Annotated in this window: 25 protein-coding genes; 16 read left to right on the top strand and 9 right to left on the bottom strand. The window is 71.4% G+C overall.

Annotated elements, in window-relative coordinates; genetic code table 11:
* Positions 1 to 2 precede the first annotated feature (2 nt).
* On the bottom strand, positions 3 to 1,823 hold the full coding sequence (locus tag AC2XR2_RS39190) for a glycoside hydrolase family 15 protein (protein WP_381297134.1): 1,821 nt from the start codon (positions 1,821 to 1,823) through the stop codon (positions 3 to 5).
* Positions 1,824 to 2,053: 230 nt separating this feature from the next.
* Between AC2XR2_RS39190 and AC2XR2_RS39185 the strand changes: the two genes are divergently transcribed.
* The 3 genes from AC2XR2_RS39185 to AC2XR2_RS39175 all read left to right on the top strand — a co-directional run bounded on the left by AC2XR2_RS39185 (position 2,054) and on the right by AC2XR2_RS39175 (position 5,922).
* Positions 2,054 to 3,007 carry a DUF389 domain-containing protein gene (locus AC2XR2_RS39185; protein WP_449348336.1) on the top strand — a complete coding sequence of 318 codons (954 nt, stop codon included), beginning with the start codon at positions 2,054 to 2,056 and terminating at the stop codon, positions 3,005 to 3,007.
* A 172-nt stretch (positions 3,008 to 3,179) separates the two neighbouring features.
* Positions 3,180 to 4,100: an aldose 1-epimerase family protein gene (locus tag AC2XR2_RS39180; RefSeq protein ID WP_381297138.1), complete on the top strand. Its 921-nt coding sequence runs from the start codon at positions 3,180 to 3,182 to the stop codon at positions 4,098 to 4,100.
* A gap of 46 nt (positions 4,101 to 4,146) precedes the next feature.
* A complete protein-coding gene (locus AC2XR2_RS39175) occupies positions 4,147 to 5,922 on the top strand; it encodes a cation:proton antiporter (protein WP_491517690.1) in 1,776 nt (591 codons plus the stop codon).
* A 53-nt stretch (positions 5,923 to 5,975) separates the two neighbouring features.
* Here AC2XR2_RS39175 and AC2XR2_RS39170 read toward each other — a convergent pair whose 3' ends face one another.
* Positions 5,976 to 7,355 (bottom strand): glycoside hydrolase family 43 protein, encoded by a 1,380-nt coding sequence (locus AC2XR2_RS39170; RefSeq protein ID WP_491517689.1) that lies wholly within the window; start codon positions 7,353 to 7,355, stop codon positions 5,976 to 5,978.
* A 209-nt stretch (positions 7,356 to 7,564) separates the two neighbouring features.
* Here AC2XR2_RS39170 and AC2XR2_RS39165 point away from each other — a divergent pair, with 209 nt between their 5' ends.
* The 3 genes from AC2XR2_RS39165 (at position 7,565) to AC2XR2_RS39155 (ending at position 10,945) form a co-directional block, all read left to right on the top strand.
* Positions 7,565 to 8,989 carry an amidase gene (locus tag AC2XR2_RS39165; protein WP_449348332.1) on the top strand — a complete coding sequence of 475 codons (1,425 nt, stop codon included), beginning with the start codon at positions 7,565 to 7,567 and terminating at the stop codon, positions 8,987 to 8,989.
* A 128-nt stretch (positions 8,990 to 9,117) separates the two neighbouring features.
* Entirely contained in the window at positions 9,118 to 9,336 is a 219-nt protein-coding gene (locus AC2XR2_RS39160; protein WP_030044637.1) for an NfeD C-terminal domain-containing protein, read from the top strand.
* A gap of 133 nt (positions 9,337 to 9,469) precedes the next feature.
* Positions 9,470 to 10,945, top strand: coding sequence for a flotillin family protein (locus tag AC2XR2_RS39155; RefSeq protein WP_381297145.1), 1,476 nt, complete (start codon positions 9,470 to 9,472; stop codon positions 10,943 to 10,945).
* A gap of 63 nt (positions 10,946 to 11,008) precedes the next feature.
* Here the strand turns inward: AC2XR2_RS39155 and AC2XR2_RS39150 are convergent, their stop codons facing one another.
* Positions 11,009 to 11,425 (bottom strand): hypothetical protein, encoded by a 417-nt coding sequence (locus AC2XR2_RS39150; protein ID WP_491517688.1) that lies wholly within the window; start codon positions 11,423 to 11,425, stop codon positions 11,009 to 11,011.
* A 51-nt stretch (positions 11,426 to 11,476) separates the two neighbouring features.
* Here AC2XR2_RS39150 and AC2XR2_RS39145 point away from each other — a divergent pair, with 51 nt between their 5' ends.
* Entirely contained in the window at positions 11,477 to 11,923 is a 447-nt protein-coding gene (locus AC2XR2_RS39145; RefSeq protein WP_330262842.1) for a type II toxin-antitoxin system PemK/MazF family toxin, read from the top strand.
* Positions 11,924 to 12,198: 275 nt separating this feature from the next.
* Here the strand turns inward: AC2XR2_RS39145 and AC2XR2_RS39140 are convergent, their stop codons facing one another.
* Complete coding sequence (locus tag AC2XR2_RS39140; RefSeq protein ID WP_491517687.1) at positions 12,199 to 13,038, bottom strand: TIGR02452 family protein; 840 nt, start codon at positions 13,036 to 13,038, stop codon at positions 12,199 to 12,201.
* A 290-nt stretch (positions 13,039 to 13,328) separates the two neighbouring features.
* Between AC2XR2_RS39140 and egtA the strand changes: the two genes are divergently transcribed.
* From egtA to AC2XR2_RS39110, 6 genes are all read left to right on the top strand, one after another.
* Entirely contained in the window at positions 13,329 to 14,618 is a 1,290-nt protein-coding gene (egtA, locus tag AC2XR2_RS39135) for an ergothioneine biosynthesis glutamate--cysteine ligase EgtA (RefSeq protein ID WP_491517686.1), read from the top strand.
* The gene (gene egtB / locus AC2XR2_RS39130; protein ID WP_491517685.1) at positions 14,615 to 15,946 is read left to right on the top strand and encodes an ergothioneine biosynthesis protein EgtB; all 1,332 of its coding nucleotides are present in this window, start codon (positions 14,615 to 14,617) and stop codon (positions 15,944 to 15,946) included. The genes egtA and egtB overlap by 4 nt, the downstream gene beginning before the upstream one ends.
* On the top strand, positions 15,946 to 16,719 hold the full coding sequence (egtC, locus tag AC2XR2_RS39125; protein ID WP_449351958.1) for an ergothioneine biosynthesis protein EgtC: 774 nt from the start codon (positions 15,946 to 15,948) through the stop codon (positions 16,717 to 16,719). Before egtB ends, egtC begins: the two co-directional genes overlap by 1 nt.
* Positions 16,716 to 16,865, top strand: a complete 150-nt coding sequence (locus AC2XR2_RS39120; RefSeq protein ID WP_381297156.1) for a hypothetical protein — start codon at positions 16,716 to 16,718, stop codon at positions 16,863 to 16,865. Before egtC ends, AC2XR2_RS39120 begins: the two co-directional genes overlap by 4 nt.
* Positions 16,862 to 17,842 (top strand): L-histidine N(alpha)-methyltransferase, encoded by a 981-nt coding sequence (gene egtD / locus AC2XR2_RS39115; protein ID WP_491517684.1) that lies wholly within the window; start codon positions 16,862 to 16,864, stop codon positions 17,840 to 17,842. Before AC2XR2_RS39120 ends, egtD begins: the two co-directional genes overlap by 4 nt.
* 311 nt (positions 17,843 to 18,153) lie before the next feature.
* A complete protein-coding gene (locus AC2XR2_RS39110) occupies positions 18,154 to 18,744 on the top strand; it encodes a TetR family transcriptional regulator (protein WP_330262922.1) in 591 nt (196 codons plus the stop codon).
* 387 nt (positions 18,745 to 19,131) lie between these two features.
* On the opposite strand, the gene AC2XR2_RS39105 is transcribed toward AC2XR2_RS39110, so the two are convergent.
* On the bottom strand, positions 19,132 to 20,388 hold the full coding sequence (locus AC2XR2_RS39105; protein WP_491517683.1) for an aldehyde dehydrogenase family protein: 1,257 nt from the start codon (positions 20,386 to 20,388) through the stop codon (positions 19,132 to 19,134).
* Positions 20,389 to 20,575: 187 nt separating this feature from the next.
* Between AC2XR2_RS39105 and AC2XR2_RS39100 the strand changes: the two genes are divergently transcribed.
* Both AC2XR2_RS39100 and AC2XR2_RS39095 read left to right on the top strand, forming a co-directional pair.
* Positions 20,576 to 20,725, top strand: a complete 150-nt coding sequence (locus AC2XR2_RS39100) for a hypothetical protein (protein WP_491517682.1) — start codon at positions 20,576 to 20,578, stop codon at positions 20,723 to 20,725.
* A 122-nt stretch (positions 20,726 to 20,847) separates the two neighbouring features.
* On the top strand, positions 20,848 to 21,621 hold the full coding sequence (locus tag AC2XR2_RS39095; protein WP_449351954.1) for a maleylpyruvate isomerase family mycothiol-dependent enzyme: 774 nt from the start codon (positions 20,848 to 20,850) through the stop codon (positions 21,619 to 21,621).
* A 37-nt stretch (positions 21,622 to 21,658) separates the two neighbouring features.
* Here AC2XR2_RS39095 and AC2XR2_RS39090 read toward each other — a convergent pair whose 3' ends face one another.
* From AC2XR2_RS39090 to AC2XR2_RS39075, 4 genes are all read right to left on the bottom strand, one after another.
* Positions 21,659 to 22,228, bottom strand: coding sequence for a TetR/AcrR family transcriptional regulator (locus tag AC2XR2_RS39090; RefSeq protein ID WP_491517681.1), 570 nt, complete (start codon positions 22,226 to 22,228; stop codon positions 21,659 to 21,661).
* Positions 22,229 to 22,281: 53 nt separating this feature from the next.
* Complete coding sequence (locus tag AC2XR2_RS39085; RefSeq protein ID WP_491517680.1) at positions 22,282 to 23,580, bottom strand: SNG1 family protein; 1,299 nt, start codon at positions 23,578 to 23,580, stop codon at positions 22,282 to 22,284.
* A gap of 192 nt (positions 23,581 to 23,772) precedes the next feature.
* Positions 23,773 to 24,948: a MalY/PatB family protein gene (locus AC2XR2_RS39080; protein WP_491518578.1), complete on the bottom strand. Its 1,176-nt coding sequence runs from the start codon at positions 24,946 to 24,948 to the stop codon at positions 23,773 to 23,775.
* A gap of 28 nt (positions 24,949 to 24,976) precedes the next feature.
* On the bottom strand, positions 24,977 to 25,336 hold the full coding sequence (locus AC2XR2_RS39075; protein ID WP_491517679.1) for a bleomycin resistance protein: 360 nt from the start codon (positions 25,334 to 25,336) through the stop codon (positions 24,977 to 24,979).
* A gap of 108 nt (positions 25,337 to 25,444) precedes the next feature.
* Here AC2XR2_RS39075 and AC2XR2_RS39070 point away from each other — a divergent pair, with 108 nt between their 5' ends.
* Positions 25,445 to 25,660, top strand: a complete 216-nt coding sequence (locus AC2XR2_RS39070; RefSeq protein ID WP_020135180.1) for a dodecin — start codon at positions 25,445 to 25,447, stop codon at positions 25,658 to 25,660.
* The last annotated feature ends 1 nt before the right edge of the window (position 25,661 follow it).

Raw genomic sequence — 25,661 nt, 5'->3', positions numbered from 1 at the left:
GGTCAGCGCCCCTTCTCCGCGTCGAGTGCCTCGTCGAGGGTGATGGCCGCCATGATGAGCGACAGGTGGGTGAACGCCTGCGGGAAGTTGCCCAGTTGCTCCCCGCTCGGACCGACCTCCTCGGCGAACAGGCCGACGTGGTTGGCGTAGGTCTGCATCTTCTCGAAGGTGTAGCGGGCCTGGGACAGCCGCCCCGCCCGGGCCATCGCGTCGACGTAGAGGAAGGTGCACAGACTGAAGGTGCCCTCCGAGCCGCGCAGCCCGTCCGGTGACGCCGCCGGGTCGTAGCGGTAGACAAGGCTGTCGGAGACGAGCTTGCGGTTCATCGCGTCCAGTGTGGAGAGCCAGGCCGTGGCCCGCGGAGCGGTGAACCCGACCACGGGCATGAGCAGCAGCGAGGCGTCCAGGACATCGCCGTCGTAGTGCTGGACGAACGCGCGCTCCTTCTCGCTCCAGCCGCGTTCCATCACCTGGTCGAACACCGCGTCCCTCGCCTTGCGCCACCGCTCCACGTCGGCGGGCCGGCGGAAGTGGTCGGCCAGGCGCAACCCGTGGTCGAAGGCGACCCACGACATCACCCGGCTGTACGTGAAGTCCTGGCGACCGCCCCGGGTCTCCCAGATGCCCTCGTCGGGCCGGTCCCAGTTGTCGGCCAGCCAGTCCAGTGTCCTGGCGAGCGTCTGCCAGCCCTCGAAGCTGGCCTGCTGGGCGATCTCGCGCCCCTGGGACACCGCGTAGAGGGCCTCGCCGTAGATGTCCAGCTGGAGCTGGTCGGCGGCGCCGTTGCCGACGCGGACCGGGGAGGAACCGCGGTAGCCCTCGAAGTGCTCCAGTGTCTCCTCCGGCAGGTCGGGATTGCCGTCGATCCGGTACATCGTCTGGAGCGGCTCCTCCTCCTTGCCCTCGCGCTCCCGCAGCCTGTCCACCAGCCAGTGGACGAAGGCGGTGGCCTCCTCGACGAAGCCGAGGTCCAGCATGGCCCGCACCGACAGCGCGCCGTCGCGTACCCAGGTGAACCGGTAGTCCCAGTTGCGCTCTCCGCCCACCTGCTCGGGCAGTCCCATGGTGGCCGCCGCGATCAGAGCGCCGGTGGGGGCGTAGGTGAGGAGCTTGAGCGTGATGACCGAACGGTGCACGAGCTCGGGCCACCGTCCCCGGTAGCGGGACTGGCGCAACCAGTCCTGCCAGAACCGGCTGACCGCCTCGAACTGCCCGGTGAGCGTCTCGACCGTGGGAGGTGCCGGGGCCTCGCCGCCGGACGCGCAGACGGTGAACAGGACGCCGCCGGACTCACCGGCGCGCAGTGTCACCCTTCCGCGCACGTCCTCGCCGTCCCGTTCCAGCGGGAAGGTGGACTGCAGGTGCCCGTCGATGCCGGGGGCCCTGAACAGCGCGCCGTTCTCGCCCAGTTCGAGTTCGTGCGCGGCCCGGCCGTAGTCGAAGCGCGGCCGGCACTCGAGCGTGAAGTCGACCGTCCCGCGCACGGCCCGCACCAGGCGGATCAGGGTGTGGCGGTCGGTGGCGGTGCGGGTCCGGTCCGGAGGCATGAAGTCGACCACCTCGCCCACTCCGTCCGGCGACAGGAACCGGGTCACCAGAATGGCCGTGTCCGGGTAGTAGAGCTGCTTGCAGGTCGCCTCGGGATGCTCCGGGGCCAGCCGCAGGTACCCGCCGCCGTCGTGGTCGAGCAGCGCGGCGAAGATGCTGGGCGAGTCGAACCGGGGAGCCGCGAACCAGTCGACGACGCCCTGCGACGAGACGAGCGCGGCGGTCTGCAGGTCGCCCACCAGGCCGTGGTCGGCGATGGGAGGGTAGCGATCCATGGCTGCTCCGAGGTCGGGGAAGGGCCCCCTGCCTCCACTATCGGCCACCCGGGTGACCCCTGCCCGTCGGAACTCCTTCGGCGCAACGGTGACCTGCCAGGCCGTCCGCGGTACGGGCTCGGACCGGGCGACCGGGGACGACGGAGCCGTGCACGTATCCGGCTTGCCGACCCTCACCCGCCGGGTGTTACTGGCCGGAGTCGGTCGATCACGGGTGGGAAAGGTTGCGCATGGAGATGATCCACGTCCGGCTGGTGAGCCCTCCTGATCTCACCCCCCGGGCGGTCGGGCTGCTGACCGACGACCGCTATGTGTTCAACCTGGTCGTCCTCGCCGGTCTGGCGCACCGTCCCGACGGCGACGCGATCGAGTGCGACATCCTGGCGGGTGCGGCCAACGCCGTGCTGCGCGGTCTGCGCGAGCTGGAACTCGACCGCCACGGATCCATCGTCATCGAGCCGGTCGAGATGGCCTTCTCCGGCACCGCGGCCGAAGCCGAGCGGCAGCAGCTCGGGGCGCTCGCGCACGCGCCGGTCTGGGCGGAGGTCGAAGCGCGCATTCGCGCCGAGGGCACCTACCTGCCGAGCTTCTACGTCTACCTGGTCATCGCGGGCGTCATCGGGGCGGTGGGCATCATCACCAACTCCCAGATCCTGATCGTCGCGGCGATGGTCGTAGGGCCGGAGTACGGCGCCATCACCAGCGTTGCGCTGGGCATCGACCGCCGCAACGGCACCAGGGTCCGGCAGGGCCTGATCGCCCTGACCGTGGGCTTCCTGCTGGCCGTCCTGGTGACCTTCCTGTTCTCCTGGGGGATCCGGTGGCTCGACCTCCAGCCCAGGGCGTTCGAGCTGGGCGTCAGACCGGTCTCCTCGCTGATCGACGCCCCCGACGTCTTCTCCGTCGTCGTCGCGGTGCTGGCCGGCATCGTCGGGATCATGTCCCTGACCCAGGCCAGGACGAGCGCGCTGCTCGGCGTCTTCATCTCGGTCACCACCATCCCGGCCGCCGCCGACATCGGTGTCTCCTGCGCGTTCTCCAGCTGGAGCGAGGCACGCGGATCCCTGGTCCAACTCCTGCTCAACATCGTGCTGCTGATCCTGGTGGGTGTGCTGATGATCAGATTCCAACGGGCGGTCTGGCGGCGTATCGGCCGTCGCAGCGGGCGGACGGGCAGCGGTTGACGTGCCGTCCGTGACCCCAGCAGGCGAACCTGCCCGGCGATCCCGCCGGCAGGAACGTGTCGCGCTTGACCCGGTCTGTGCGGGGACGCACCCTCCCGACGAGGGGCCGACACCGCAGGCCACCACCCCATCGGCGTCCGAGGACACCGGCCGAGGCCCGAGGAGGCCACGCGTGCAGGACAGCCGCACCGGACGGCAACTGACCCTTCGTCACGGCACCCACCGTGCCGTCGTCGTCGAGCTGGGCGCGGCCCTTCGGTCGTACACGTTCGGTCAACGCACCGTCGTCGACGGATTCTCCGAGCAGGACAGCATCACGGGCGGGCGTGGCCAGGTCCTGGTGCCGTGGCCCAACCGGATCCGCGACGGCCGGTACGCCTGGGACGGGCAGGACCAACAGCTGCCGCTCACCGAGCCGGAGGGCGGCAACGCCATCCACGGGCTGCTCCGGTGGGTCGCCTGGCAGGTCGTGGAGGCGAGCGGCAGCCGCGCCGTCCTGGAGGTTCCGCTGTGGCCGCAGCCGGGCTACCCCTTCCACCTCCGCGTCCGCGCCGAGTACGCCCTGGGCGACGGCGGGCTCGAAGTCGCCGTTTCCGCGCGCAACCTCGACGTGAGCCCCGCGCCCTACGGTTTCGGCCAGCATCCCTACGTCACCGCGGGCACCGCCGTCGTCGACGAGGCGGTGCTGACCGTCCCCGCCCGGACATGGCTGCGCACCGACGAGCGCGGCCTGCCGGTGGCCGCCGAGCCGGTCGCCGGGACCGCGTACGACCTGCGCACTCCACGAACCGTCGGCGCGCTCCGGCTGGACACTCCCTTCAGCGACCTCGACCGGGACGCGGACGGTCGGGCCGTGGTGCGCCTGGCCCACCCGTCGGGTGCGTCCGGCACGGACGTGTGGCTCGGTGAAGGCGCCGGCTACGTGCAGCTCTACACCGGCGACACCCTCCCGCCGGGGGAGCGCCGTCGGGCGATCGCCGTCGAGCCGATGACCTGTCCCCCGGACGCCTTCCGCAGCGGCACCGGCCTCATCAGCCTCGCTCCCGGGGAGCGGCACACCGTCCGCTGGGGCATCACGCCATGGGGAGAGTGACCACGCGGTCGCGGCCCCCGCCACCCACACATCGAGAGGCCCCCTTGTGACGACGAACCAGGTGCTCATCGGTGTGGGCCTCATCGTGGTCCTGGCCGTCGGGTCGCAGATCCTCGCCGGCTGCCTGCGCGTCCCCGCCCTCATCGTCCTGCTGCCGGTCGGCCTCGCCGGCGGAGCACTGATCGACGAGGTCGACCCCGAGCGGCTGCTGGGGCCGGCGTTCTCACCGCTGGTGTCGTTGGCCGTCGCGGTGATCCTCTACGACGCCGGCCTCGGGCTCGACCTGGCGAGGCTGAAGGGCCACACCCGCCGCGTCGTCGTCCGGCTGATCTGGATCGGTGTCCTGACCACAGGGCTGCTCGGCACGGTCCTTGCCGCGCCACTGCTGGGCATGTCGTGGCGGGCGGCGGTCATGATCGGCACGATTCTCGTGGTCTCGGGGCCGACGGTGGTCGGACCGCTCCTCAGCTTCGTCCGGCCGACGGACCGGCTCCAGCGCATCCTCATCTGGGAAGGCTCTCTCATCGACCCGGTCGGCGGCGTCCTGGGGGCACTGGTCTTCCACGGGCTCGTGGCGAGCTCGGGCCACCACCTCGGCGGTGGGATGGAGCATTTCCTCGGCAGCATGGGCATCGGAGTGGCCGCGGGAGCGGTCGGCGCGGCGCTGCTGTGGGTGCTGTTCCGGGTACTGCGGCTCGGCGAGATCCTCGGCACCACGGCGCAGCTCGCCGCGGTGATCGGGGTGGCGGCGTTCTGCGACGTCCTGCGCGACGACACGGGACTCATCGCCGCCGTGGTGATGGGCGTGGCCGTGGCCAACATCCCCAGCATCGGCGTACCCGCGCGCCGGCCCTTCTTCGAGACTCTCGTCAGTCTGATCCTCGGTCTGCTCTTCATCTCGATCTCGGCCACCGTCACTCCGCACTCGCTGCGCCATGTGTGGCTGCCAGCGCTCGGGCTCGCCGCCTTTCTGGTGCTGGTCGTCAGGCCTGTGGTCGCGGTCGTGTCCACCGTCGGCACCGACCTGACACGCGGTGAGCGGGGCTTCATCGGCTGGATGGCACCGCGCGGCATCGTCGCGGCCGCCACGGCTTCGACGTTCTCGGCCGGGCTGGTGGCGCAGGGGATCGGCGGCGCTTCGAAGATCCTTCCCGCCACGTTCGTGGTCATCGTCGCGACCGTGACCCTCTACGGCCTGACCGCCACGTCCGTCGCCCGGCTCCTGGGCGTCGTACGCCCCTCCCGCTCTCGGCCCCTGCTGGTCGGCGGTGACCCCTGGGTGGTCGACCTGGGCGCGGCCCTGAGGTCAGCCGGCCTCGAGGTGCTGATGTGGGCGGGCGAGGAGGAACAGCGCGAACGTGTCCGGCAGGCCGGGATCGAGCTTGCGCCCGGTGAGCTGCTGGGCGCCGCCACGGGTGGGGGCGCCCAGCTGGAAGGCATCACGGCGGTGTACTTCCTCACCGCCGAGGACGACTTCAACGCACTGGCGGCGGTCCTTCTGCGAGGCAGCCTGGAGGGTACGGTCCACCGCCTCAGCGCACCCGCCGACAGCCACGGCGTGGTGGCCCCGTTCATCGGTGGCGAGGTTCTGTTCGGCCCTGACCTGACCTGGCCGGCCATCGCCCACAGGTACGAGGAGGGGGCAGCCGTTCTCGGGCAGCCCGCCCAGGACCCCCTGCCGCCGGGCAGCGATCTGCTGTTCCTCGTGCGCCCGGACGGCCGCCTCGATCCGGTCACCGCAGGCAGCGCACCCCTGCCCCGGCCGGGGGACACGGTCGTCCTGCTGGCTCCGCGCGGACGGGACACTGCGAGGCCCGCATGAGCGAGGCGGCGACCCGTGCGACTACGAGAGCGCACAGGGGCCGCACCCATGCTTCAGGCCCAGGCCGTCACCGGCACAAACGAACTGTCCTGCCGGAACAGCTCCGTCCCGTCCGCCCGGGCCACGCCGAGTTGGTAGTTGTAGTGGCGCAGGTAGTAACCGGGGTAGTTGTACGACTCCCAGCGGATCGAGCCCGACGACGAGCCCGTGCGGGCGATGAACGTAGCGTCCTTGGCGAAGGTCGAGGTGCCGTCGTTGGCGTCGAAGCGGGCACGGAAGTCCCAGTGGCGCAGGTAGTGGCCGGAGGAGTCGCGGAAGGAGAAGCCGCTCGAGTCGGCGAGGCCGGCGACCACCGTGAAGGTGGACGCCGTCTTCTCGGCGGCCGTGCTGGAGGCGGTCACCACCGGGAGGTTGAGCAGCGAGGACTGGTTCTGCCAGTAGCGGGTGGTGTAGTTGGCCGAGCGGAAGGAGCGTGTCACGTTCTTCGCGAGCGAGGGGCCGCCGGACACCGTCTCCTTGACGACCGTGAAGTGGCGTGCCGTGCCCGAGATCACCGGTAGCGCGGCCGGGGCCGACCAGGTCGCGAAGGTGTCGTAGCTGTCGCTGTAGTAGTAGGTGCCGTCGCCGTAGCCGTCGAAGAAGATCCGCCAGCCGCCGTTGTCGAGCTGGATCACGGACGGGCCCTCGCGGTAGCTGCCCCATCCCGCCCAGTTCCCCGTCCTGGAGATGGAGTAGGGGCCCGTCAGGGCGGACGCCGTCGCGTACTCGATGTACTTCGTCGTCTCGTTCTTGGTGAAGGCGTGGTAGGTCGAGCCGGTCCTCACCACGTAGGTGTCGATGTGGTTCGCGCCGAGGCCGGACAGGGCCACCGGTGAACTCCACGCCGTCAGGGCCGAGTTCGTGGCCCGCAGCCGGTACGGGGTGAAGATCCACTCGTCGCTGGTGAGCGAGCAGGACACGATGACGTTCACGCTGCCGTCGCCGTCGACGAACCACTCCGGCGCCCACGCGCGGGACAGGTTGGCGATCGGGACCGTGTAGTCGTACAGGAAGGTCCAGTTGGCCCGGTCGGAGCTGCGCGCGAAGCCGATGGTGGTGCTGACGTCCTGCCAGGTGTGGGTCGTGTAGGTGAGGTAGTAGGAGCCGTCGGTGTGCTTGAGGACGCTCGCGTCGCGGATCCTGTTGCTGGGCGGCGTGTAGGCGGAGGACTTGAGGAGCCGGAAGTCCGTGGCGTCGTCGGACTGGTAGACGTTCACCGTGCCGTCGTTGCTGTTGAGGAACGGCACGATCGTGTAGCGGGTGGCGGAGCCGCTGGGCGGGACGGCGGCCAGGGCCGGGCCCGGCAGCTCGCCCAACAGGACAGCCGAGGCCGGCAACGCGGCCATCGCGCGGAGCAGGGTGCGGCGGGACGGCGTGGGGGGACGTGTGGTCACGGGCGGCTCTCCCTCGGACAAGGACGCGGCTCTGATGTCCGACATGCCGAACGGAGTTCGGAAAGTCGGTCAGACCGTAAGGGGGTGACCGGAACACGTCAATCCCCTTGCGGGCAGCCGGTGTTCTCCCGGCCCGTGTTCCGTCGAAGCGCTTACCGACGTTACCGTTCGGTAGACGGCGTCGGTCCGCAGCACGGAGGTGCCCCCGTATGACGTACGACCGCTCCGCAGGGCTGGTGGAGACCGCCCGGGCGCTGGCCGCCGGCGAGATCACCTCCCTGGCCCTCGTCGAACGGACCCTGGCGCGGATCGAGTCCTCCCAGGGCTCCCTCAACGCCTTCCGGATCGTACGGACCGAGGCCGCGCTCGCCGAGGCGGTGGCCGCCGACGCCCAACTGGCCACCGGTGCACGCAAACCACTGCTCGGCGTGCCCGTCGCCGTCAAGGACGACATGGACGTGGCGGGCGAGCCGACCGCGTTCGGCTGCCGGGGCGAGTTCCCCGCGGTCGCCCGGGACGGTGAGGCGGTACGGCGGCTGCGCGCGGCCGGGGCCGTGATCGTCGGCAAGACCAACACCTGCGAGTTCGGGCAGTGGCCGTTCACCGAGGGACCCGCCTTCGGCGCGACCCGCAATCCATGGAGCCCGGCGCACACCCCGGGCGGCTCGTCCGGCGGGTCCGCCGCGGCCGTGGCCGCCGGACTCGTGCCCGCCGCGCTGGGCTCGGACGGGGCCGGTTCGGTACGGATCCCCGCCTCCTGGACCCACCTCGTCGGCATCAAGCCGCAGCGCGGACGCATCTCCACCTGGCCGCGCGGCGAGTCCTTCCAGGGCATCACCGTCAACGGCACGCTGGCCCGCACGGTCGCCGACGCGGCCCTGCTCCTCGACGCGGCGAGCGGCAACCACGACCTGGACCCGCACCGACCGCCCGCCGTCGAGGCCGCCGCGGCCGTCGGTCGCGACCCCGGCCGGCTGCGCATCGCGCTCGCCCTCAAGCCGCCGTTCACCGCGCTGCCCGCCCGGCTCCAGCCGGAGGTCCGGGCCCGGGTCGTCGAACTCGCCGAGAAACTCGGCGACTTGGGACACACGGTCGAGGAGGCCGATCCGCCGTACGGCCAGATCGGGCTCACCTTCATCCCGCGCGCCACCGCCGGTCTCGCCGAACGGGTCCGCGAGGCCCCCTTCCCGGCGCTCCTCGACCGCCGCACCCGTGACGCGGCCCGGCTCGGCGGACTGCTGGGCGGGGTGCCGCTGCGGGCGGCGCGGCGCGCGGAGGCGGTCCTGCACCGCCGTATCGGCGGGTTCTTCGCGTCGTACGACGTCGTCCTCGCCCCCACCACGGCCGCTCCCCCGCCGCGCATCGGGGCCATGCTGGAGCTGGGCGGACTGGCCACCGACCGGGCGATGATCGCGGCCTGTCCCTATGCCTGGCCGTGGAACGTGCTGGGGTGGCCCGGGGTCAACGTGCCCGCCGGGTTCGTCGAGGGCGGTCTGCCGGTCGGGGCCCAGCTGCTCGGGCCGGCGAACAGCGAACCGCTGCTGCTGTCGCTCGCCGCGCAGTTGGAGGCGGAACTGCGCTGGCACGAGTCCTGGCCGCCGGAGCGGGTCGCGCTGGATTCGCCCGCCGCGTGAACGCGCTGGATTCGCCCGCTGCGCGAGCGCGTTGGATTCCGCGCCGCGTGAGCGCAGTGGATTCCCCCGCCACGTGAACGCGCTGGATTCCCCCGCCGCGTGACGGTGCCCGCCCGTACCCTGTGACCATGGACGATGCGTCGATGGTCGGGCTCATGGGGCGGGTCACGGGGACGATCGGGCCGGGGCTCGTCGGCGAGGTGATCGTCCGGGTGCGGGGCGGCGCCGAGCACTTCCTCGCCTACCCCGCCTCCGGTACGGACCGGATCGAGCGCGGCACCGTGGTGATGGTGGTGGAGTACCTGCCGCCGAGGACGGTCTACGTGCAGGCGGCGTACGACAGTTGAGCCTGCCAACGCGCAGGTGAGAAGCGTTTGTATCAAGGTTTCGACAAGGATCCGCCAGCGTCTTCAACACCGCCGCAAACAGGCGCAGACTCCCTTCGTTCGGTGCCGAAAGGGCACCATTTCAAGGGGGCGTATGCCGATGGTTGTCGGCGTCGTTGCGGGGGTGGCCGTAGGTGCCATCGCCGTTCTGATCGGTCTGTTCAAGCTGATGTGGCGTGTCGCGGAACCCAACGAGGCACTGATCATCTCGGGCTCGAACCACAAGACCGAGGGGCTCGAAGCGGGCATGGGATTCCGCATCGTCACCGGGCGGGGCACGCTGGTGCTGCCCGGTGTGCAGGCGGTGCGCAAGCTCTCGCTGGACCTGAACGAGACCGAACTGCATGTGGACTGCGTGACCCACCAGGGCATTCCGCTCAAGGTGCGGGGCGTGGTCATCTTCAAGGTGGGCGACGACTTCGTGTCCATCGCCAACGCGGGGCGCCGCTTCCTCGACCAGCAGAAGCTGATGTCGGAGCGGGTGCACAACGTGTTCGCCGGTCATCTGCGGTCCATCGTCGGCGGGTTGACCGTCGAGGACATGATCCGCGACCGGGAGAAGCTCACGGGGCAGACCCGGGCCGCCTGCGGCACGGAGATGGAGAAGCTGGGGCTCATCGTCGACTCCCTGCAGATTCACGAGATCGAGGACCCGACCGGGTACATCCAGAACCTGGCGATGCCGCACGCGGCCGCCGTCCAGCGGGACGCGCGCATCGCGCAGGCCGAGGCGAACCGGCTGGCCACCGAGGCCGAGCAGCAGTCGTTCGCCCGGATGGCGCAGGCCACCCGGGACAGCGAGATCCTCCAGGCCGGCTACCAGGCCGAGCGGGACAAGGCGGGCGCCGCGGCGCGCCAGGCCGGTCCGCTCGCCGACGCCGCCGCCCGGCAGGAGGTCGTCGTCCAGGAGACCCGGGTCGCCGAACTCGAGGCGCACCGGCGCGAACAGCAGCTCCAGGCGGACGTCCGCAAGCCGGCGGACGCCAAGGCCTACGAGAAGCGCACGCTCGCCGAGGCCGAGCGTGACGCGCGGATCTCCGGGGCCGAGGCCAAGGCGAAGGAGACCGAGCTGGCCGCGGCGGCCGAGGCCACCCGGGTCAAGGCGGCGGCCAGTGCCGAGGCCGAGGCGACCAAGGCCCGCGGTGCGGCCACGGCGGCGTCCACCCGGGCCACGGGTGAGGCGGAGGCCGCGGCCGCGCAGGCCAAGGGTCTGGCCGAGGCGGAGGCCGCGCGGGCGAAGGGTCTCGCGGAGGCGGAGGCCATCAAGGCCCGTGCCGCCGCCCTCGCCGAGAACCAGGAGGCGGTCGTCGCCCAGCAACTCGCCGAGAACTGGCCGGAGATCGTCAAGGCCGGCGCGTCCGCGTTCGGCAACGTCGACAACATGGTGGTGCTCAACGGCGCCGACGGCATGGCGGACATGTTCGCCAAGGCGCTCACCATGGGCGGCACGGGGCTGGGACTCGCCCGTCAGCTGCTGGCGTCGATGAACCAGAACGGGCAGAACGTCAACGGCACTTCGCTGAACGGCGTCGCCACACCGCCCGTGCAGAAGGTTCCGGTCAAGGAATAGGTCAAGGAGTGAAGGACTGGCGGTCCGGGGCCTTTGGAGAAAAGGGTCCCGGGCCGCCGTTGTTCACCGCGCGAGCAGCGTGACACCCAGGCCGATCAGGGTGACGACCTTCGCGGCCTCGAAGGCGATGTAGACGAGGTGGCCGCGCGAGCGGGGGAGGTCCTCGCCGGCCAGGACACGGTCGGAGCGGCGGTTCAACCGGGGGCGGACCACGGCGAGTTGACCGACCAGCAGCACCAGCAGCGCCGCGGTCCACGAGAGGTCCCGGGCCGGTGCGCCGTCGACCGCGACCAGGACGGTCACCGTGGCGGCCAGGACGCTCTCCACCAGGTTCAGGGCCCGGAAGACCAGGCGGCCGATGCCCAGGCCGATCCGGATCGTCACGCCCGGGGCGCGGAACTTCAGCGGCGCCTCCAGGAAGGAGATCGCCAGCACCATCCCCAGCCACACGAAGGTGACCGCGCCCGCCGCTTCGCTCATCCGACCGACCGTACTCCCCGCACGGTCCCGCGGACGCCATAAGGTGCCCCCGTGACTGCGTTTACCGATGAGAACGTCCCCGGCCGCTTCGGCGCCACCGCCACCACCGAGGCCGACCCCCGCGAGGTCGGCAGGGTGCGCACCGAGTACTCCCCCGCCCACGACGGCGACCCGGACCCCGGGGAGATCGTGTGGACCTGGGTGCCCTTCGAGGAGAACGACGGCCGCGGCAAGGACCGGCCCGTGCTCGTGGTCGCCCGCGAGGCGGCCGGCACCGTCCTCGCCGTACAGCTGTCGAGCAAGCGGCACGACGGGGACAGGGAGTGGGTCGCCATCGGCAGCGGCCCCTGGGACCGCACCGGGCGGGACTCCTGGGTCGACGTCGACCGCGTCCTGCGCCTCCACGAGGAGGGCATGCGCCGCGAGGCCTGCGCCCTGGACCGGGGCCGCTTCAACCTGGTCAGGCAGCGGCTGCACGAGCGGTACGGCTGGACCTGACGGTCGGTGCCGGGGCGGCATGGGGACCGCGGACGCAGCGGTACGGCTGGACCTGACGGTCGGTGCCGGGGCGGCATGGGGACCGCGGACGCAGCGGTACGGCTGGACCTGACGGTCGGTGCCGCTGCGGCACGGGGATCGCGAAGGCCCGTACGTCAGCTCCGCTGCGGCACGAGGTCCGCGAAGGCCCGTACGTCAGCCCCGCCGCGACACACGGCCCGCGAACGCCCGTACGCCAGCCCCGCCGCGACACACAGCCCGCGAACGCCCGTACGTCAGCCCCGCTGCGGCACGCGGTCCGCGAACGCCCGCGCGAACGCCGCCCGGACCACCTCGCCCCGGGTACGGTCCAGCACCCCGAACACCACGTGCTCGAAGGCGCCCTCGAACCGTCCGCCGGGGCCGAGCAGTGTCCGGAACGCCCCCGCCACCTGCGCGGGGTCGTTCTGGAAGACCCCGCAGCCCCAGGCGCCCAGCACCAGTCGCCGGTAGCCCTCGGCCACGGCGACCGAGAGCACCCGCTCAGCGCGCACCGCGAGGGCCCGCGGCAGTTCGGCCACCCGATCGGGTGCCGTCCGGCGCACCACTCCGGCGTTGGGTGCGGCCGCCGTGAGGAAGCCGACCAGGTGCGGCGAGTCCAGCAGACGGCCGCGGTCGTCCCGGAACACGGGCACGGCCGGTGAGTGGATGACCCGGTCGGTGTAGAACGGGTCGCGATGGGCGCGGTGGTGGTCGTAGAACTCCCGGGCCCGGAGCTGGCAGGTGTACAGCGCGGAAGCCCGGCACAGCGCCTCTTCCTGGGCCTGGGCGCCGTTCAGATAGCCACCGCCCGGATTGCGTGCCGAGGCGAAGTTCAGCACGGCCACGCGCTCGCTCGCGCCCTCGCCGAGCCGGCGTGCCGCCTCCAGGCTGCTCTCCCCCGTGACCTCGATGAACGTGTCCGCGGGAGCGAACTCCGGCACCTCCACCGGCCCGGGGCCGACCATCCGCGTCCCCGCCCGCGCCGCCTCGATCTCCGCGGCCAGCACCACCTCGCGCCCGTCGGGCGCCCGATAGCGCCCCGCCGCGACGATCTGTTCCGTCTCCTGCGCGATACCGTGCAGCCGCGCGCTCATGGCGCCACCCCCGTAGGCGCCATGACCGCGCGCCGCGCGGTCCCCCTCGTCGTGCTCATGCAGGAATCGTGGGCGATGCCGGGGATGTGGTGCAACAGAGTTTCCCGCGCCCGGCCCAGCGGGAAAACGCCTCGAAAACACCGGGGAAACGGAGATCCACAGCCCCTAATGCACGGATGTGCCCCCTTGTGCGGAACGGCATCAGGGTCTTGGGTGGGACGAGCGTTGCCGGTCCGACCCAACCTGATCCCCGGACCGGTGGCATGGTGGAATCTCAGGAGGATCCCGACATGTCCGACTCCACAGGCGACTGTACGAAGCCTCGTACATCGCTCCCCGAAGCAGAGCTCGAGGCCCTGGTCCGTGGCATCTGCTTCAAGACCGGCCCGCCCCGCCGCATCGGGGTGGAACTGGAATGGCTCGTCCACGAGCTGCGCGGGCCGCGGCTCCCCGTGACATCCGAACGACTCGCGGCGACCTACGCCGCACTGCGGACCGTGCCCCTGAAGTCGGCGCTCACCGTCGAACCGGGCGGCCAGCTGGAGCTGAGTTCCCAGCCCGCCGACTCCCTGACGGAGTGCATCGCCACCGTCTCCGCCGACCTCGCCGCCGTCCGGGCGGCCCTCGCCGAGCACGGTCTCGGCCTCGTCGGCCTGGGGCACGACCCCTGGCACCCTCCGCGCAGATATCTCCGCGAACCCCGCTACGACGCCATGGAGACCTGCCTCGACCGCACCGGCCCGGCAGGCCGGGCCATGATGTGCACCTCGGCCTCCGTGCAGGTGTGCGTCGACGCCGGGTACGAGGAGCCCGGCCCGTTGGGGCTCGGACGCCGCTGGTGGCTGGCGCACCAGCTGGGCCCCGTCCTGGTGGCCGCCTTCGCGAACTCGCCCCTCGCCCGCTCCGAGCCCACCGGCTGGCTCTCCACCCGCCAGCTGCTGTGGACGGAGATCGGCAAGGGCCGGGCGGGCGGCCCCGACCTGGACGCCGCGCCGCGTGAAGCCTGGGCCCGGCACGTCCTGGACGCGCCGGTGATGTGCATACGGCGGGACAGCGGGCCCTGGGACGTCCCGGAGGGGCTCACCTTCCGGGAGTGGGCCAGGTCGGGGGTGCCCCGGCAGCCGACCCGGGAGGACCTCGACTACCACGTCTCGACGCTGTTCCCGCCGGTCAGGCCGCGCGGCCATCTCGAACTGCGCATGATCGACGCGCAGCCCGGCCAGGACGGCTGGATCGTCCCGCTCGCCGTGACGGCCGTGCTCTTCGACGACCCGGAGACCGCCGAGACGGCGTACCGGGTGGTCAAGCCGCTCGCCGAGCGCACCCTGTCCCTGCCCGCCCCGCACAATCCGCTGTGGATCGACGCGGCCCGCCACGGCCTCGCCGACCCCGAGCTGCGGGAGGCGGCCGTGGCGTGCTTCACGGCGGCCCTGGAAGGCCTGCCCCGGCTGGGCGCCACGCCCGAGGTCACGGGCGCCGTCGAAACGTATCTGCACGACTACGTGATCCGGGGCCGCTGCCCCGCCGACGATCTGCTGGACCGGACCCACGGTTCGCTCGGGAAGGAAATCCGCACATGACCGACCCCATCACCGCCCCCTCGGTGGACCCCGAGTCCTTCCGCGAGCGGGCGGTGTCCACCCTGGTCACCGCCCGGGAGCGCACCACGCTCCTCACCAGTTGCGTCGAGGACCCCGACCTGACCGCCCAGCACTCGCCGCTGATGTCGCCGCTCGTGTGGGACCTCGCCCACATCGGCAACCAGGAGGAGCAGTGGCTGCTGCGCACGGTCGGCGGGCAGGAGGCGATACGGCCCGAGATCGACGGCATCTACGACGCCTTCGAGCACCCGCGCTCCGAACGCCCCACCCTGCCCCTGCTGTCGCCCGCGGAGTCCCGGCGGTACGCGGCCGAGGTGCGCGGCCGGGTCCTGGACATCCTGGAGGGCAGCGCGCTGCACGGGACCCGGCTCACCGAGGCCGGTTTCGCCTTCGGGATGATCGCCCAGCACGAACAGCAGCACGACGAGACGATGCTGATCACCCATCAGCTCCGCAAGGGCCCCACGGCCCTGACCGCCCCGGATCCGGCACCGGCCCTGCTGTTCACCGGCCCGGCCGAAGTCCTGGTCCCCGGCGGCCCGTTCACCATGGGCACCTCCGACGAGCCGTGGGCGCTGGACAACGAACGCCCCGCGCACCGGCGGGAGGTGGACGCCTTCTACATCGACACCACGCCGGTGACCAACGCCGAGTACCAGGCGTTCATCGACGACGGCGGCTACGAGAACGAGCGCTGGTGGGCACCGGCGGGCTGGGCCCACATACGCCAACACTCCATCCAGGCACCGCTGTTCTGGAGCCGGGACGGCAAGCGGTGGCTGCGCAGGCGCTTCGGCGTCACCGAGGTCGTGCCGCGCGACGAGCCAGTGGTCCACGTCTGCTGGTACGAGGCCGACGCCTACGCCCGCTGGGCCGGACGGCGGCTGCCGACCGAGGCGGAGTGGGAGAAGGCGGCCCGGCACGACCCGGCCGGCAACCGCTCCACGCGCTACCCGTGGGGCGACGCCGACCCCGCGCCGGAACACGCGAACCTGGGGCAGCGGCACCTCCGTCCGGCCCCCGCCGGAAGCTACCCGCAGGGCGAATCGCCGCTCGGCGTACGGCAGTTGATCGGTGACGTGTGGGAGTGGACGGCGAGCGACTTCGAGCCCTACCCGGGGTTCCAGGCGTTCCCGTACAAGGAGTACTCGGAGGTGTTCTTCGGCCCCGACCACAAGGTGCTGCGCGGCGGTTCGTTCGCCGTGGACGCGGTCGCCTGCCGGGGCACCTTCCGCAACTGGGACTACCCGATCCGGCGGCAGATCTTCTCCGGCTTCCGTACGGCCCGTTCCGCGGAGGCCGTCTGATGTGCCGTCACCTGGCCTATCTGGGACCGGAGGAGCCGCTCGGCCGGCTCCTCGTGGAGCCCCCGCACGGCCTGTACCGGCAGTCCTGGGCACCGCGTCGGCAGCGGTACGGCACCGTCAACGCCGATGGTTTCGGGGTCGGTTGGTATGCCGAGGGCGACCCGGTCCCGGCACGGTACCGGCGCGCCGGGCCCATCTGGGCCGATCTGTCGTTCGCCGATCTGGCACGGGTCGTGAGGAGCCCGGCGATCCTGGCCGCCGTACGGGACGCGACGCTGGCGGGAGCCGACGCCGAGGCCGCGGCGGCGCCGTACGCCTCGGGGCCCTGGCTGTTCAGCCACAACGGCGCGGTCAAGGGCTGGCCGAGCTCCCTGGCCCCCCTCACCGCCTCGCTTCCTCCGGCGGAACTGCTGTCCATGGAGGCCCGCAACGACTCGGCGTTCGTATGGGCCCTGGTGCTCAATCGGCTGCGTGGCGGTGACGAGGAGGGCCAGGCGCTCGCCGACACGGTCCTGGAGGTCGCCGAGGCGGCCCCCGGCTCCCGGCTCAACCTGCTGCTGACGAACGGCGAGTCCATCGCCGCGACCGCCTGGGGCGACACCCTCTGGTACCTCCAGCGGCCCGGCCTCGGCACGGTCGTGGCCTCCGAGCCGTACGACGACGATCCGCACTGGCAGGAGGTCCCCGACCGCACGCTGCTCGCGGCGAGCCGCACCGACGTGCTGCTGACACCGCTCAAGTCTTTGGAACCACTCGAGGAGCCCCGCACGTGAGTCCGTTCCTTCCGACCCGCACCCCGCCCGAGGACACCCCGCGTGAACTCTTCGAGCAGATCACCGAGTTGACCGTAGTCGCGGCACCGGCCGTGTCCCGCACAGCACCCACCGGCAGGACGTCGTCCGAGGAGAGGCCATCATGACCAGCACCCGCGCCTACGGCTACACCGACACCCTCGAGGCCGAGCACTACGCCAAGGCGCTGCGCGCCGACATCCGCGGCGGACTGACCGGCACCCCCAAGTCCACGGCTCCCACGTGGTTCTACGACGCCCGGGGCAGCGAACTCTTCGAGGAGATCACCCAGCTTCCGGAGTACCCGCTGTGGCGGGCCGAACTGGGGTTGCTCCGCCGTCACGCCAAGGACGTGGCGGCGCGGACCGGAGCCCGCAGCATGGTCGAGCTCGGGTCCGGGAGTTCGACGAAGTCCAAGCTGCTCATCGAGGCGCTCGGAGCGGCCGGGCTGAACTACGTTCCCGTCGACGTCAGCGCGGACGCGCTCCAGGGAGCCAGCGCCCAACTCGTCCAGGACTATCCCGGGATCCGGCTGCACGCTCTCCGCGCCGACTTCACGGCTCCGCTCGTCCTGCCCTCGCTGCCCGATGACGAGCCGCGGCTCATCGCCTTCCTCGGCAGCACGCTGGGGAACTTCCGGCGCCCCGCGCGGGGGCCCTTCCTCCGGGGGCTCCGGGACATCATGCGCCGGGAGGACTTCCTTCTGATCGGGGCCGACCTGGTCAAGCCGGAGCACGAGATGATCGCCGCCTACGACGACGCACAGGGCGTCACGGCGGAGTTCAACAAGAACCTGCTGCACGTGCTGAACCACGAGCTGAACGCGGACTTCGACCCCGATGCCTTCGACCACGTGGCGGTGTGGAACAGCACGGAAAGCCACATCGAGATGAGGCTGCGCAGCCGGGTCGACCAGCTCGTCAAGATCCGGGAACTCGACCTGCCGGTGCATTTCGCGCCCGGAGAGGAATGGATCACCGAACGCAGCGCCAAGTTCACGACGGACGGGCTCCACGCGGAGATGGCCGAGGCAGGCCTGCGGCCACAGCAGCTCTGGTCCGACCCTGACGCCGGCTTCACCCTCACGCTGGCCACGATTCGCTGACACACGCCGGCGGACACGTGGCGTCGACATCGGTGGCCCGGCGCGGGAGGTGCCGGGCCACCGCTGTCGCGGTTCCGCAAAGCAAGTGACCATGGCAGAACGCATCGACGTGGGGTTCACGGCGGACGGGGGCGTGACGCTGTGCGCTGGCTCTGTCTGCCGGACGTCGAGGGCCCGCGCCAGCCGGCGTATGGATCAACCGGATCTCGCCCAAGCCGCTCATGATGATCGCCCCTCATGGGTTCACCCCGCGCACGGTCTTGCATAGAGTGCAAGGCACTGCATTGAGTGATACCGCGTACCATTGGTGCATGACTCAGAAACCGGCCCCCATCCGGGAGCAGACGCGCTCGGTGGTCCGCTCCCTGTTGGCCCAAACCGCCATCGAGCTGTTCGGCGCCAAGGGCTTCGACAACACGACCCTCGACGAGGTCGCCGCCGCGGCGGGCGTCTCCCGGCGCACCCTGTTCAACTACTTCCGCAACAAGGAGGACCTCGCCCTCAGCGGTCTGGACGAGCAGGGCGAACTGATCGCCGCGCGTCTCGCCGAGAGGCCGGCCGACGAGGATCCCTGGACCGCGCTGCGCGCCGCCTTCCAGGTGCTCGAGGAGATCGACATAACGGCCGAAGGTCGCCTGGAGTTCATCACGCTGCTCTTCGGCAACGACTCCCTGCGTGCCGGACACGCCGAGAAGCAGGCCCGCTGGCAGGACCTGTTCGCACCGCACATCGAGCCGCGACTGCCCGACTCCGACCAGCGCACCCTGCAGGCCCGCGCGATCGCCGCCGCAGCGATCGTCTGCATGCAGGCAGCCAACGAGGAATGGGTACGCCGGGGCGGACAGGCCGACATGTTCGACCTCTACGACACCGCCGTACAGGCCATCCGACGCCCTGCCTGAGACCAGCGGCAGCCGACGTGGAACGAGGAGCCGGTGGCTGTCGGCACAGCGATCGGTGCCCGGCGTCGGACGTGCCGGGCCACCGCACCACCGCCAGCGCCCTCCTGGTCGGCGTGAGCGCCGGAACGGCCGGCAGACGGTGACCCGCCTTGTCAGCTATGGCCGAACAGCGCCACGAGGAGAGCGCCCCTCCCCTTCGGGGTCGCGATCATCGGAGCCGGCGTCCGGCTCTTCCCGCAGACCACCGTCCCGCTGGAACGGGTCGGCAACGTGCTCATCGACCTTCGACCGGGCATCCCGCTCGCCTTCAACACCGACCCGGAGGACGCCGGCTCGACCGCTGGGCATCCTTCGCGAACTCACATGAGCGGTCGATGCGGCGTCGGCTCACCCGTGCAGGGACGCCGCCGGTCGCACGACGTACTGGCGGAGATACAGGTCGCGGTAGGTGACGGGGCCGCGGGGGCCGGGGACGCGGTCGATGTTGATGCCGGTTTCCGGTAGGCGCAGGAGCTTGAAGCCGTCGAGGAGGCGGGTCGTGCAGTTCCAGAAGACGCCCGAGCCGCCGTAGGCGTCCATGAACCGGGCCGCGGTGTCCGGGTCGTGGGTGGCGATGGCGGCAGCCAGTCCGGAGGTCTCCTCGTTGGCGATCCGCGCGGCGTCGGCCGGGCCGTCCGCCGCGTCGATCGTCACCGTGGCCGCGCGCTCGGAGTCCAGGGACCACTCGTAACCACGCGCGTGGGCATGTGGCGGCAGCGACGCGGCGATGCCCAGGTCCTCCAGGGTCTTCAGGATGCCCGGCAGCAGTGCGTCGTGGGCGGCCCGGTCGATGAGGAGCAGATTGAGCCGGTTGCAGACGCCCAGCCGGTCCAGGCTGCTGGTGACCAGCTCGTGCACCAGCTTCTCGTCGGCGTCCCGGGCCACGTACAGCACTCCGCCGCCGTCCGCGTGGGCCAGCGTGCGCACACCGTGGCGGGCGGCCTCGCGGCCGAGTTCCCGGGTGCTGTCGCCGCTGCCGCGCAGGATGACCAGGGGGACGGTCTCGGGGAGCGACACCAGCGCGTACGCCGCCGCCCGGTCCTCGCTCGGCACCAACTGGATGGCGTCCGGGTTCAGTCCCGCCTCGGTGAGGGCGGGCGTGATCACATGGGTGACCAGGGCCTGGGAGGAGCGCAGGGCCGCCGAACCGGTGCGCAGTACGCCGCCGTTGCGGGACTTGAGGAACTGGGAGGCGACGTCGAGTGTCACGTTCGGACGGGCCTCGAAGTTCGCGCCGATGACCCCCACCGGGCGGCGGCGCTCCAGCAGGACCAGGCCGTCGGGACGCTCCTCGAGCACCCTGTCCCGTGGCTCGTGCGGCACGTCCGCCAGCGTGCGCAACGCCGCGGCCATGTCCTCGAGCCGGGGGCCGGTCAGCCGGAGGCGGTCCTGCAGTGCCGCCGACATCCCGCTCGAGACGGCTGATCGCAGGTCGTCCTGATTCGCCGCCGTCAGCACGTCGCGTGCCGTGTGCAGCCGCTCCGCCATGGCCCGCAGCGCGGTGTCGATCTCCGCGTCCGAGGCCCGCGCCAGGACGGCCGAACCCTGCGCCGCGCGCACCGCGCAGGCGTGTACCGCCTCTTGGACGGAGGGGGGCACGCTCATCTCGCTCCGGCTCATATCGGTCCCTTCTCAATCCAAGCTATCCAAGCGCGCCATACGCGACATTCAGGCGATAGACAGGCGACAGACAGGCAGTGCGAGGATCGTTCAACAATCCTCACGTACGCCACTGTAAACCGCCCGGTTTCCGCAGAGCAAGTACGGAAGCAGTGGGCCCTACCGCCGCGGGATGAGCACCCTGTCGGGTGTGGGCAACCTGGCCCCCATCCAGGAGCGCGCCAGTCGCCGTATGGTCCGGCTGGACGGCAAGGACACGCACTACTCGCCGATCGACACGCCCGCGTGGTCGCCGTCCGGCTCCACCACCGTCCGCGACTGACGGCGAGCGAGGAACAGACAGCCGCATCCCATCGGCTGAGAGCAGCCGGGGATCGACACGGTCTGCACGCCGGATCGGCACGGCACTGGACAGCACGTCCGAGCCCGTACACGATCGCGTTCATGACACCCGAGGATGCCATCGTCGCCACCGCCGACCGGATCGCCGAGCTGCTGGAAGCGGGGGCCGACCCGCGCACACCGCTGCCGGGCGCGGAGTGGACGGTGGGGGAAGCGGCGGCGCATCTCGCGCTGGCGGGGAAACTGATGGCGGACATCGGGGCGGGCGAGGTCCGGCCGTACGGCGACGGGACGCCCAGCGGTCTCGCGGCGGCCAACCGTGCCGCACTCGACCTTTTCCCGCAGCGGGATCCGGCGGTCCTCGGCGCGGAAATCGCCGTCACCGCCCGGGCCTTCGTCGAGGCCGCGGCCGGCCGTGACCCGCGGGAGGCGGTGCTGACGCCGATGGGGCCGATGGACTTGTCCACCCTGAGCTCGTATCTGCTGACCCACCTGCTCGGGCACGGTTACGACATCGCGGTCGCGCTGCGCGGGCCCCACATGGTCGACCGGGACATGGTCGCGCTCACGCTGCCCTTCATGCGACAGGCCATGCCGCGCGCGGTGAACGCCGACGCGGTCGGCCACCACGCGTGCTATCTGTTGCGGATCGGCAGCGCCCGCTTCGCCGTCACCTTCGCGGACGGCGTGCCCACGGTGACCGACACCCCGCCCCGGCGCCCCGATTGCACGATAGCCATCGACCCCGTCGCCTTCCTCCTCCTCGCCCTGGGCCGCTGGACCGCCCCCACCGCCATGGCCCGCGCCAAGGTCGTCGTCTGGGGCCGTAAACCGTGGCTGGGCCTGCGCTTCCCGTTGCTCTTCACCGCGCCGTAGACGAGGCCGCCCGGAAGCCTGCCAGAAGGGCGAGGCGTCAGCGCACGCCTGCCGCGTCCAGCAGGGTGACCACCGTGGGGGCGACGAGTCCCGTCATCGCGTCGGCGCCGATCCCCGCGCGGGCGCTGGCTCCGTCGAAGACCATGATCAGCTGCCGGGCCAGCAGACCGGGGTCGCTCGCGCCGCCGCGCTCGGCCTCGGCACGGAAGAAGGCCGTCAGTTTCGCCTTGATCCGGTGTGCCACCTGGCTCGCGGGATGGCTCTGGTCCTTCAGTTCGATCTGCACGGCCAGGTACGGGCAGCCCCGGAAGGCGGACGCGCCCGCCTGCGACTCCAGTTGCTCGAAGACGTGCAGAATCCGGGAGCGGGGGGAGCGCCCGTCGGCCGCCGGGGGCAGGAGGGTGGCCACGAATGCGGCACTGCGTTCCTTCAGGCTTGCCGCGAGCAGTTCGTCCTTGCTCTCGAACAGCTGGTACATGGAGCGCTTCGACACTCCCGCCGCCCGGCACAGCGCGTCGACGCCGATATGGACACCGTCCTGGTAGCTGAGCGTGGCCGCCGCCGCCAGCAGGCGTTCTCTGGAAGTCGGCTTCGCTTCGGTGGTCATGCCGTGAGGGTAACCCGAATCGGACGAAATGAAAACCGATCGGTTTCCACGGGTCACACCGGGGTGGCCTTCGGCTCGGCGTCCGTCTCGGCCGGGATGCGGTGCAGCCCCTTGCGGTCGTACCAGCCCAGCACGCCGAGGCCGAACAGCGCGGCCGCCACGAGGCCGACGGCCATCATCACCCAGCCCCGGGTCAGACCCGCGTCGCCCTGCGCGTCGTAGTAGAGGATCGCGCGAATGCCGTCGGCGATCTGCCGCAGGGGCTCGAACTCCGCGAGGAAGCGGTAGAAGCCGGGCAGCGCCTGGATCGGCGTGGTGGCGTTGGCCGTCGGTACCGCCATTCCGATGAAGACCAGCGTGGCCACCAGCATGCCGGGCGTGCCGAACACCGCGAGGAGGGTGAGCGCGCCGATCCCGGAGACCGCGACGGCGCACACCGAGTACAGCCACAGCAGCGGCAGATGGGAGGCGTCCATGCCCATGAGGCCGACCGCCCCGACCATGACCAGGGTGCCCATCAGCAGGGACAGGGCCGCCATGAGGGTGCTGCTGATGGCGAGGGTCTGCACCCGGGTCGCCCGGATCAGGGGGCGGTGCAGACGCAGCGGGCCCAGGTCGTTGTGGGTGTAACCGAGGCTGTGGTCGACCTGGCCGCTGATGACGTTGGCGGAGAGCATGCCGACGACCACGAGGGCGAGCGCGTAGTAGAACGCCGTCAGTCCCAGGCCGCTGTGCGAGTCGAGCGGGTGGCCGTCCTGCACGGTGACGGCGGCCGGATCGGCGAGCAGGACACGGGCCGCGGGGGGCAGCTTCGCCTGCTGGGCGCCGATCTGCGCGGTCAGTTCCTTGCCCACCTGGAGCGAGGAGCTCGCGGCCGCCTGTGTCGTCGCGACCCGCGCGAGACTGGAGCCCAGGCTGCCGGCGGACTGGTTCGTGAGCACCGTCAGCTCCGGCCGGACCGGGGTTCCGGCGGCCGTGGTGCCGGTCAGGGCGGTGACCGAGGCCGTGAAGTCGGCGGGTACGACCAGCGCGCCGTACAGCTTGCCCTTGCCGAGTTCCTCCTTCACCTCCCGCTCGTCCATCACCTTCCAGTCGACCTTGCCCCCTCCCGCGGTGGACTTCTCGATCGAGTCGGTGATCCGGGCGCCCAGGTTGACCTGCCTGCCGCCGACCTCGGCCCCCTTGTCGGCGTTGACCAGACCGACCGGCAGGTTCTTCATGTGACCGGCCGGGTCGATGTTGGCGCCGACGTACAGCACGGCGAACAGCAGCGCGAGAACACCGGTGATGGCGCCGCTGGCGATCCACAGAGGTTTCGCGCGCAGTACGCGGAAGGGATTGGTTCCGTTCATGGCGCGAAATCCTTCAGCTGGTTCGTGACGACGGCTCCCGCGGATCACGGTCCGGGCCGCGCCCCCAACGGAAACCGACCGGTTTCATCGTCACGATAAACCGATCGGTTTCAGTATTCAAATCGCAGCGTCGCGGGACAGGCGGACAGGGGACCGCGCCCTGTCGCCGAGCGCGCCTCGCACCCCCCACCATCACCCCACAGCCGCAGCCATCCGCCGGACCCCCTCGGTGATCAGCTCGGGAGAGGTCGCCAGGTTCAGCCGGACGAAGCCCGAGCCGCCCGTGCCGAACGGGATGCCGGAGGTCAGGGCGACCCGCCCGCGCTCCAGGAAGACGTCCGCCGGGTCGCCGTCCAGGTCCAGCGCCCGACAGTCCAGCCAGGCCAGATACGTGGCCTGGGAGGGTTCGTGGCGCACGGCGGGCAGGTGCTCGGCAAGGAGAGCGGCCAGCAGGCGGCGGTTGTCGTCGAGGCCGCCGAGCAGGGCGTCGAGCCAGGCGCCACCGTCCCTGAGCGCGGCGGTGTGGGCGATGACGCCGACGTGGCTGGGACCGTGGCCGACCTCCTCGGGAAGGCGTGCCAGGTCGTCGGCCGCCTCGGGTCCGGCGACGGCCACGGCCGCCTTGAACCCGGCCAGGTTCCACGCCTTCGAGGCCGACATCAGCGACAGCCCGCTCTCCGCGCCCGGCACGGCGAGGTAGGGCACGAAGGTCGCGCCCGCCGCCGTGATCGGGGCGTGGATCTCGTCGGCCACGACCCGTACGCCGTACGTCTGTGCCAGCGCCGCCACGGACGCCAGCTCGTCGGCGGTGTGCACGGCCCCGGTGGGGTTGTGCGGACTGCACAGCAGATACGCGGGGCGGCCCGCGTCCCCGCGGAGCCGCCCGAAGGTGTCCTCCAGGACCGCGAGGTCGATCCGGCCGTCCGCGCCCAGCGGGGCCTCGACGACCTTGCGGCCCATGTTCTCGACGAACCCGTAGAAGGGCGGGTACACGGGCGAGTTGACGACCACCGGGTCACCCGGCCCGGAGACCAGCTTGAGCATCTCGACGATGCCCAGCATCACGTCCGGCACGATCGCCGTACGCTCCACCGCGAGCCCGTCCCAGCCCCACCGCCCGGCCGCGAACCCTGCGAGCGCCTCGGCGTACGCCGTCCCGGCCGGATACCCGGTGTCCCCGAGCGCCAGTGCCTCCTGGACGGCCCGCACGACCGGCTCGGCCAGGGGGACGTCCATCTCGGCGACCCACAACGGCAGTACGTCCTCGGGGTACGTCCGCCACTTCATGCTCGTACGCCGCCGGAGCTGCTCCAAGGTGAGCGACCGCAGCGGATTCGGGGTGTCGGGGGCAGAAGTGTCGCGAGGCATGCCGTCCATGGGCCCACGGTAGAGGCCGCTACGGCGAACCGACCCTGTGCGCCGTGCCGTCGACGTCCACGAAGGTGAACTCGCGCAGCGCGTAGGGGGTGTCCGCCGGTTCGGTGAAGCGACCCTCGACACCGGCGGCCCGCCACTCGGCGTGGACGGCGTCGGCGTCGCTCACGTACAGGTAGACGACGGCCCCGGTGCGCAGCGGGTCGTGGTCGGGCGACTCGGTGAGGTGGACCTGGACGGCGCCCCGCTCGACGAAGCCGTAGCGGTCCGGACCGTCATAGGCGCGGGCCTCGAAGCCCAGACGCCGGTACCGCTCCAGGGCGGCGTCGATATCGCGGACGGGAACGACGGGTGCGGCCTTGGTGAACGCGACTGCTGACATCGGGCCAGTCTGGCAGAGGGTGCCTGCGGACGGCTCGCGTTCCGTCGCGGGCTGGGGCACGGTGGAGTGACCCGTGACACCGCTGTCACGGCGGAGAGGAGCATCCGTATGTCGAACCACACCTACCGGGTCACCGAGATCGTGGGCACCTCGCCCGACGGCGTGGACCAGGCGATCCGCAACGGCATCAGCCGCGCCTCGCAGACCTTGCGCAACCTGGACTGGTTCGAGGTGACCCAGGTGCGGGGGCAGATCGAGGACGGGCAGGTCCAGCACTGGCAGGTCGGCCTCAAGGTCGGTTTCCGCCTCGAAGAGTCCGACTGAC

The sequence above is a fragment of the Streptomyces sp. LS-MS-L19 genome, assembly GCF_058382285.1.
This window is presented reverse-complemented; position numbering and strand designations above follow the sequence as displayed.

Excerpts from the sequence above, each read along its gene's own strand:
- AC2XR2_RS39190 (WP_381297134.1), bottom strand. The coding sequence starts at position 1,823 with ATGGATCGCTACCCTCCCATCGCCGACCACGGCCTGGTGGGCGACCTG.
- AC2XR2_RS39185 (WP_449348336.1), top strand. The coding sequence starts at position 2,054 with ATGGAGATGATCCACGTCCGGCTGGTGAGCCCTCCTGATCTCACCCCC.
- AC2XR2_RS39165 (WP_449348332.1), top strand. The coding sequence starts at position 7,565 with ATGACGTACGACCGCTCCGCAGGGCTGGTGGAGACCGCCCGGGCGCTG.
- AC2XR2_RS39160 (WP_030044637.1), top strand. The coding sequence starts at position 9,118 with ATGGACGATGCGTCGATGGTCGGGCTCATGGGGCGGGTCACGGGGACG.
- AC2XR2_RS39155 (WP_381297145.1), top strand. The coding sequence starts at position 9,470 with ATGCCGATGGTTGTCGGCGTCGTTGCGGGGGTGGCCGTAGGTGCCATC.
- AC2XR2_RS39150 (WP_491517688.1), bottom strand. The coding sequence starts at position 11,425 with ATGAGCGAAGCGGCGGGCGCGGTCACCTTCGTGTGGCTGGGGATGGTG.
- AC2XR2_RS39140 (WP_491517687.1), bottom strand. The coding sequence starts at position 13,038 with ATGAGCGCGCGGCTGCACGGTATCGCGCAGGAGACGGAACAGATCGTC.
- egtA (WP_491517686.1), top strand. The coding sequence starts at position 13,329 with ATGTCCGACTCCACAGGCGACTGTACGAAGCCTCGTACATCGCTCCCC.
- egtB (WP_491517685.1), top strand. The coding sequence starts at position 14,615 with ATGACCGACCCCATCACCGCCCCCTCGGTGGACCCCGAGTCCTTCCGC.
- egtC (WP_449351958.1), top strand. The coding sequence starts at position 15,946 with ATGTGCCGTCACCTGGCCTATCTGGGACCGGAGGAGCCGCTCGGCCGG.
- egtD (WP_491517684.1), top strand. The coding sequence starts at position 16,862 with ATGACCAGCACCCGCGCCTACGGCTACACCGACACCCTCGAGGCCGAG.
- AC2XR2_RS39110 (WP_330262922.1), top strand. The coding sequence starts at position 18,154 with ATGACTCAGAAACCGGCCCCCATCCGGGAGCAGACGCGCTCGGTGGTC.
- AC2XR2_RS39105 (WP_491517683.1), bottom strand. The coding sequence starts at position 20,388 with ATGAGCGTGCCCCCCTCCGTCCAAGAGGCGGTACACGCCTGCGCGGTG.
- AC2XR2_RS39100 (WP_491517682.1), top strand. The coding sequence starts at position 20,576 with ATGAGCACCCTGTCGGGTGTGGGCAACCTGGCCCCCATCCAGGAGCGC.
- AC2XR2_RS39095 (WP_449351954.1), top strand. The coding sequence starts at position 20,848 with ATGACACCCGAGGATGCCATCGTCGCCACCGCCGACCGGATCGCCGAG.
- AC2XR2_RS39090 (WP_491517681.1), bottom strand. The coding sequence starts at position 22,228 with ATGACCACCGAAGCGAAGCCGACTTCCAGAGAACGCCTGCTGGCGGCG.
- AC2XR2_RS39085 (WP_491517680.1), bottom strand. The coding sequence starts at position 23,580 with ATGAACGGAACCAATCCCTTCCGCGTACTGCGCGCGAAACCTCTGTGG.
- AC2XR2_RS39080 (WP_491518578.1), bottom strand. The coding sequence starts at position 24,948 with ATGCCTCGCGACACTTCTGCCCCCGACACCCCGAATCCGCTGCGGTCG.
- AC2XR2_RS39075 (WP_491517679.1), bottom strand. The coding sequence starts at position 25,336 with ATGTCAGCAGTCGCGTTCACCAAGGCCGCACCCGTCGTTCCCGTCCGC.
- AC2XR2_RS39070 (WP_020135180.1), top strand. The coding sequence starts at position 25,445 with ATGTCGAACCACACCTACCGGGTCACCGAGATCGTGGGCACCTCGCCC.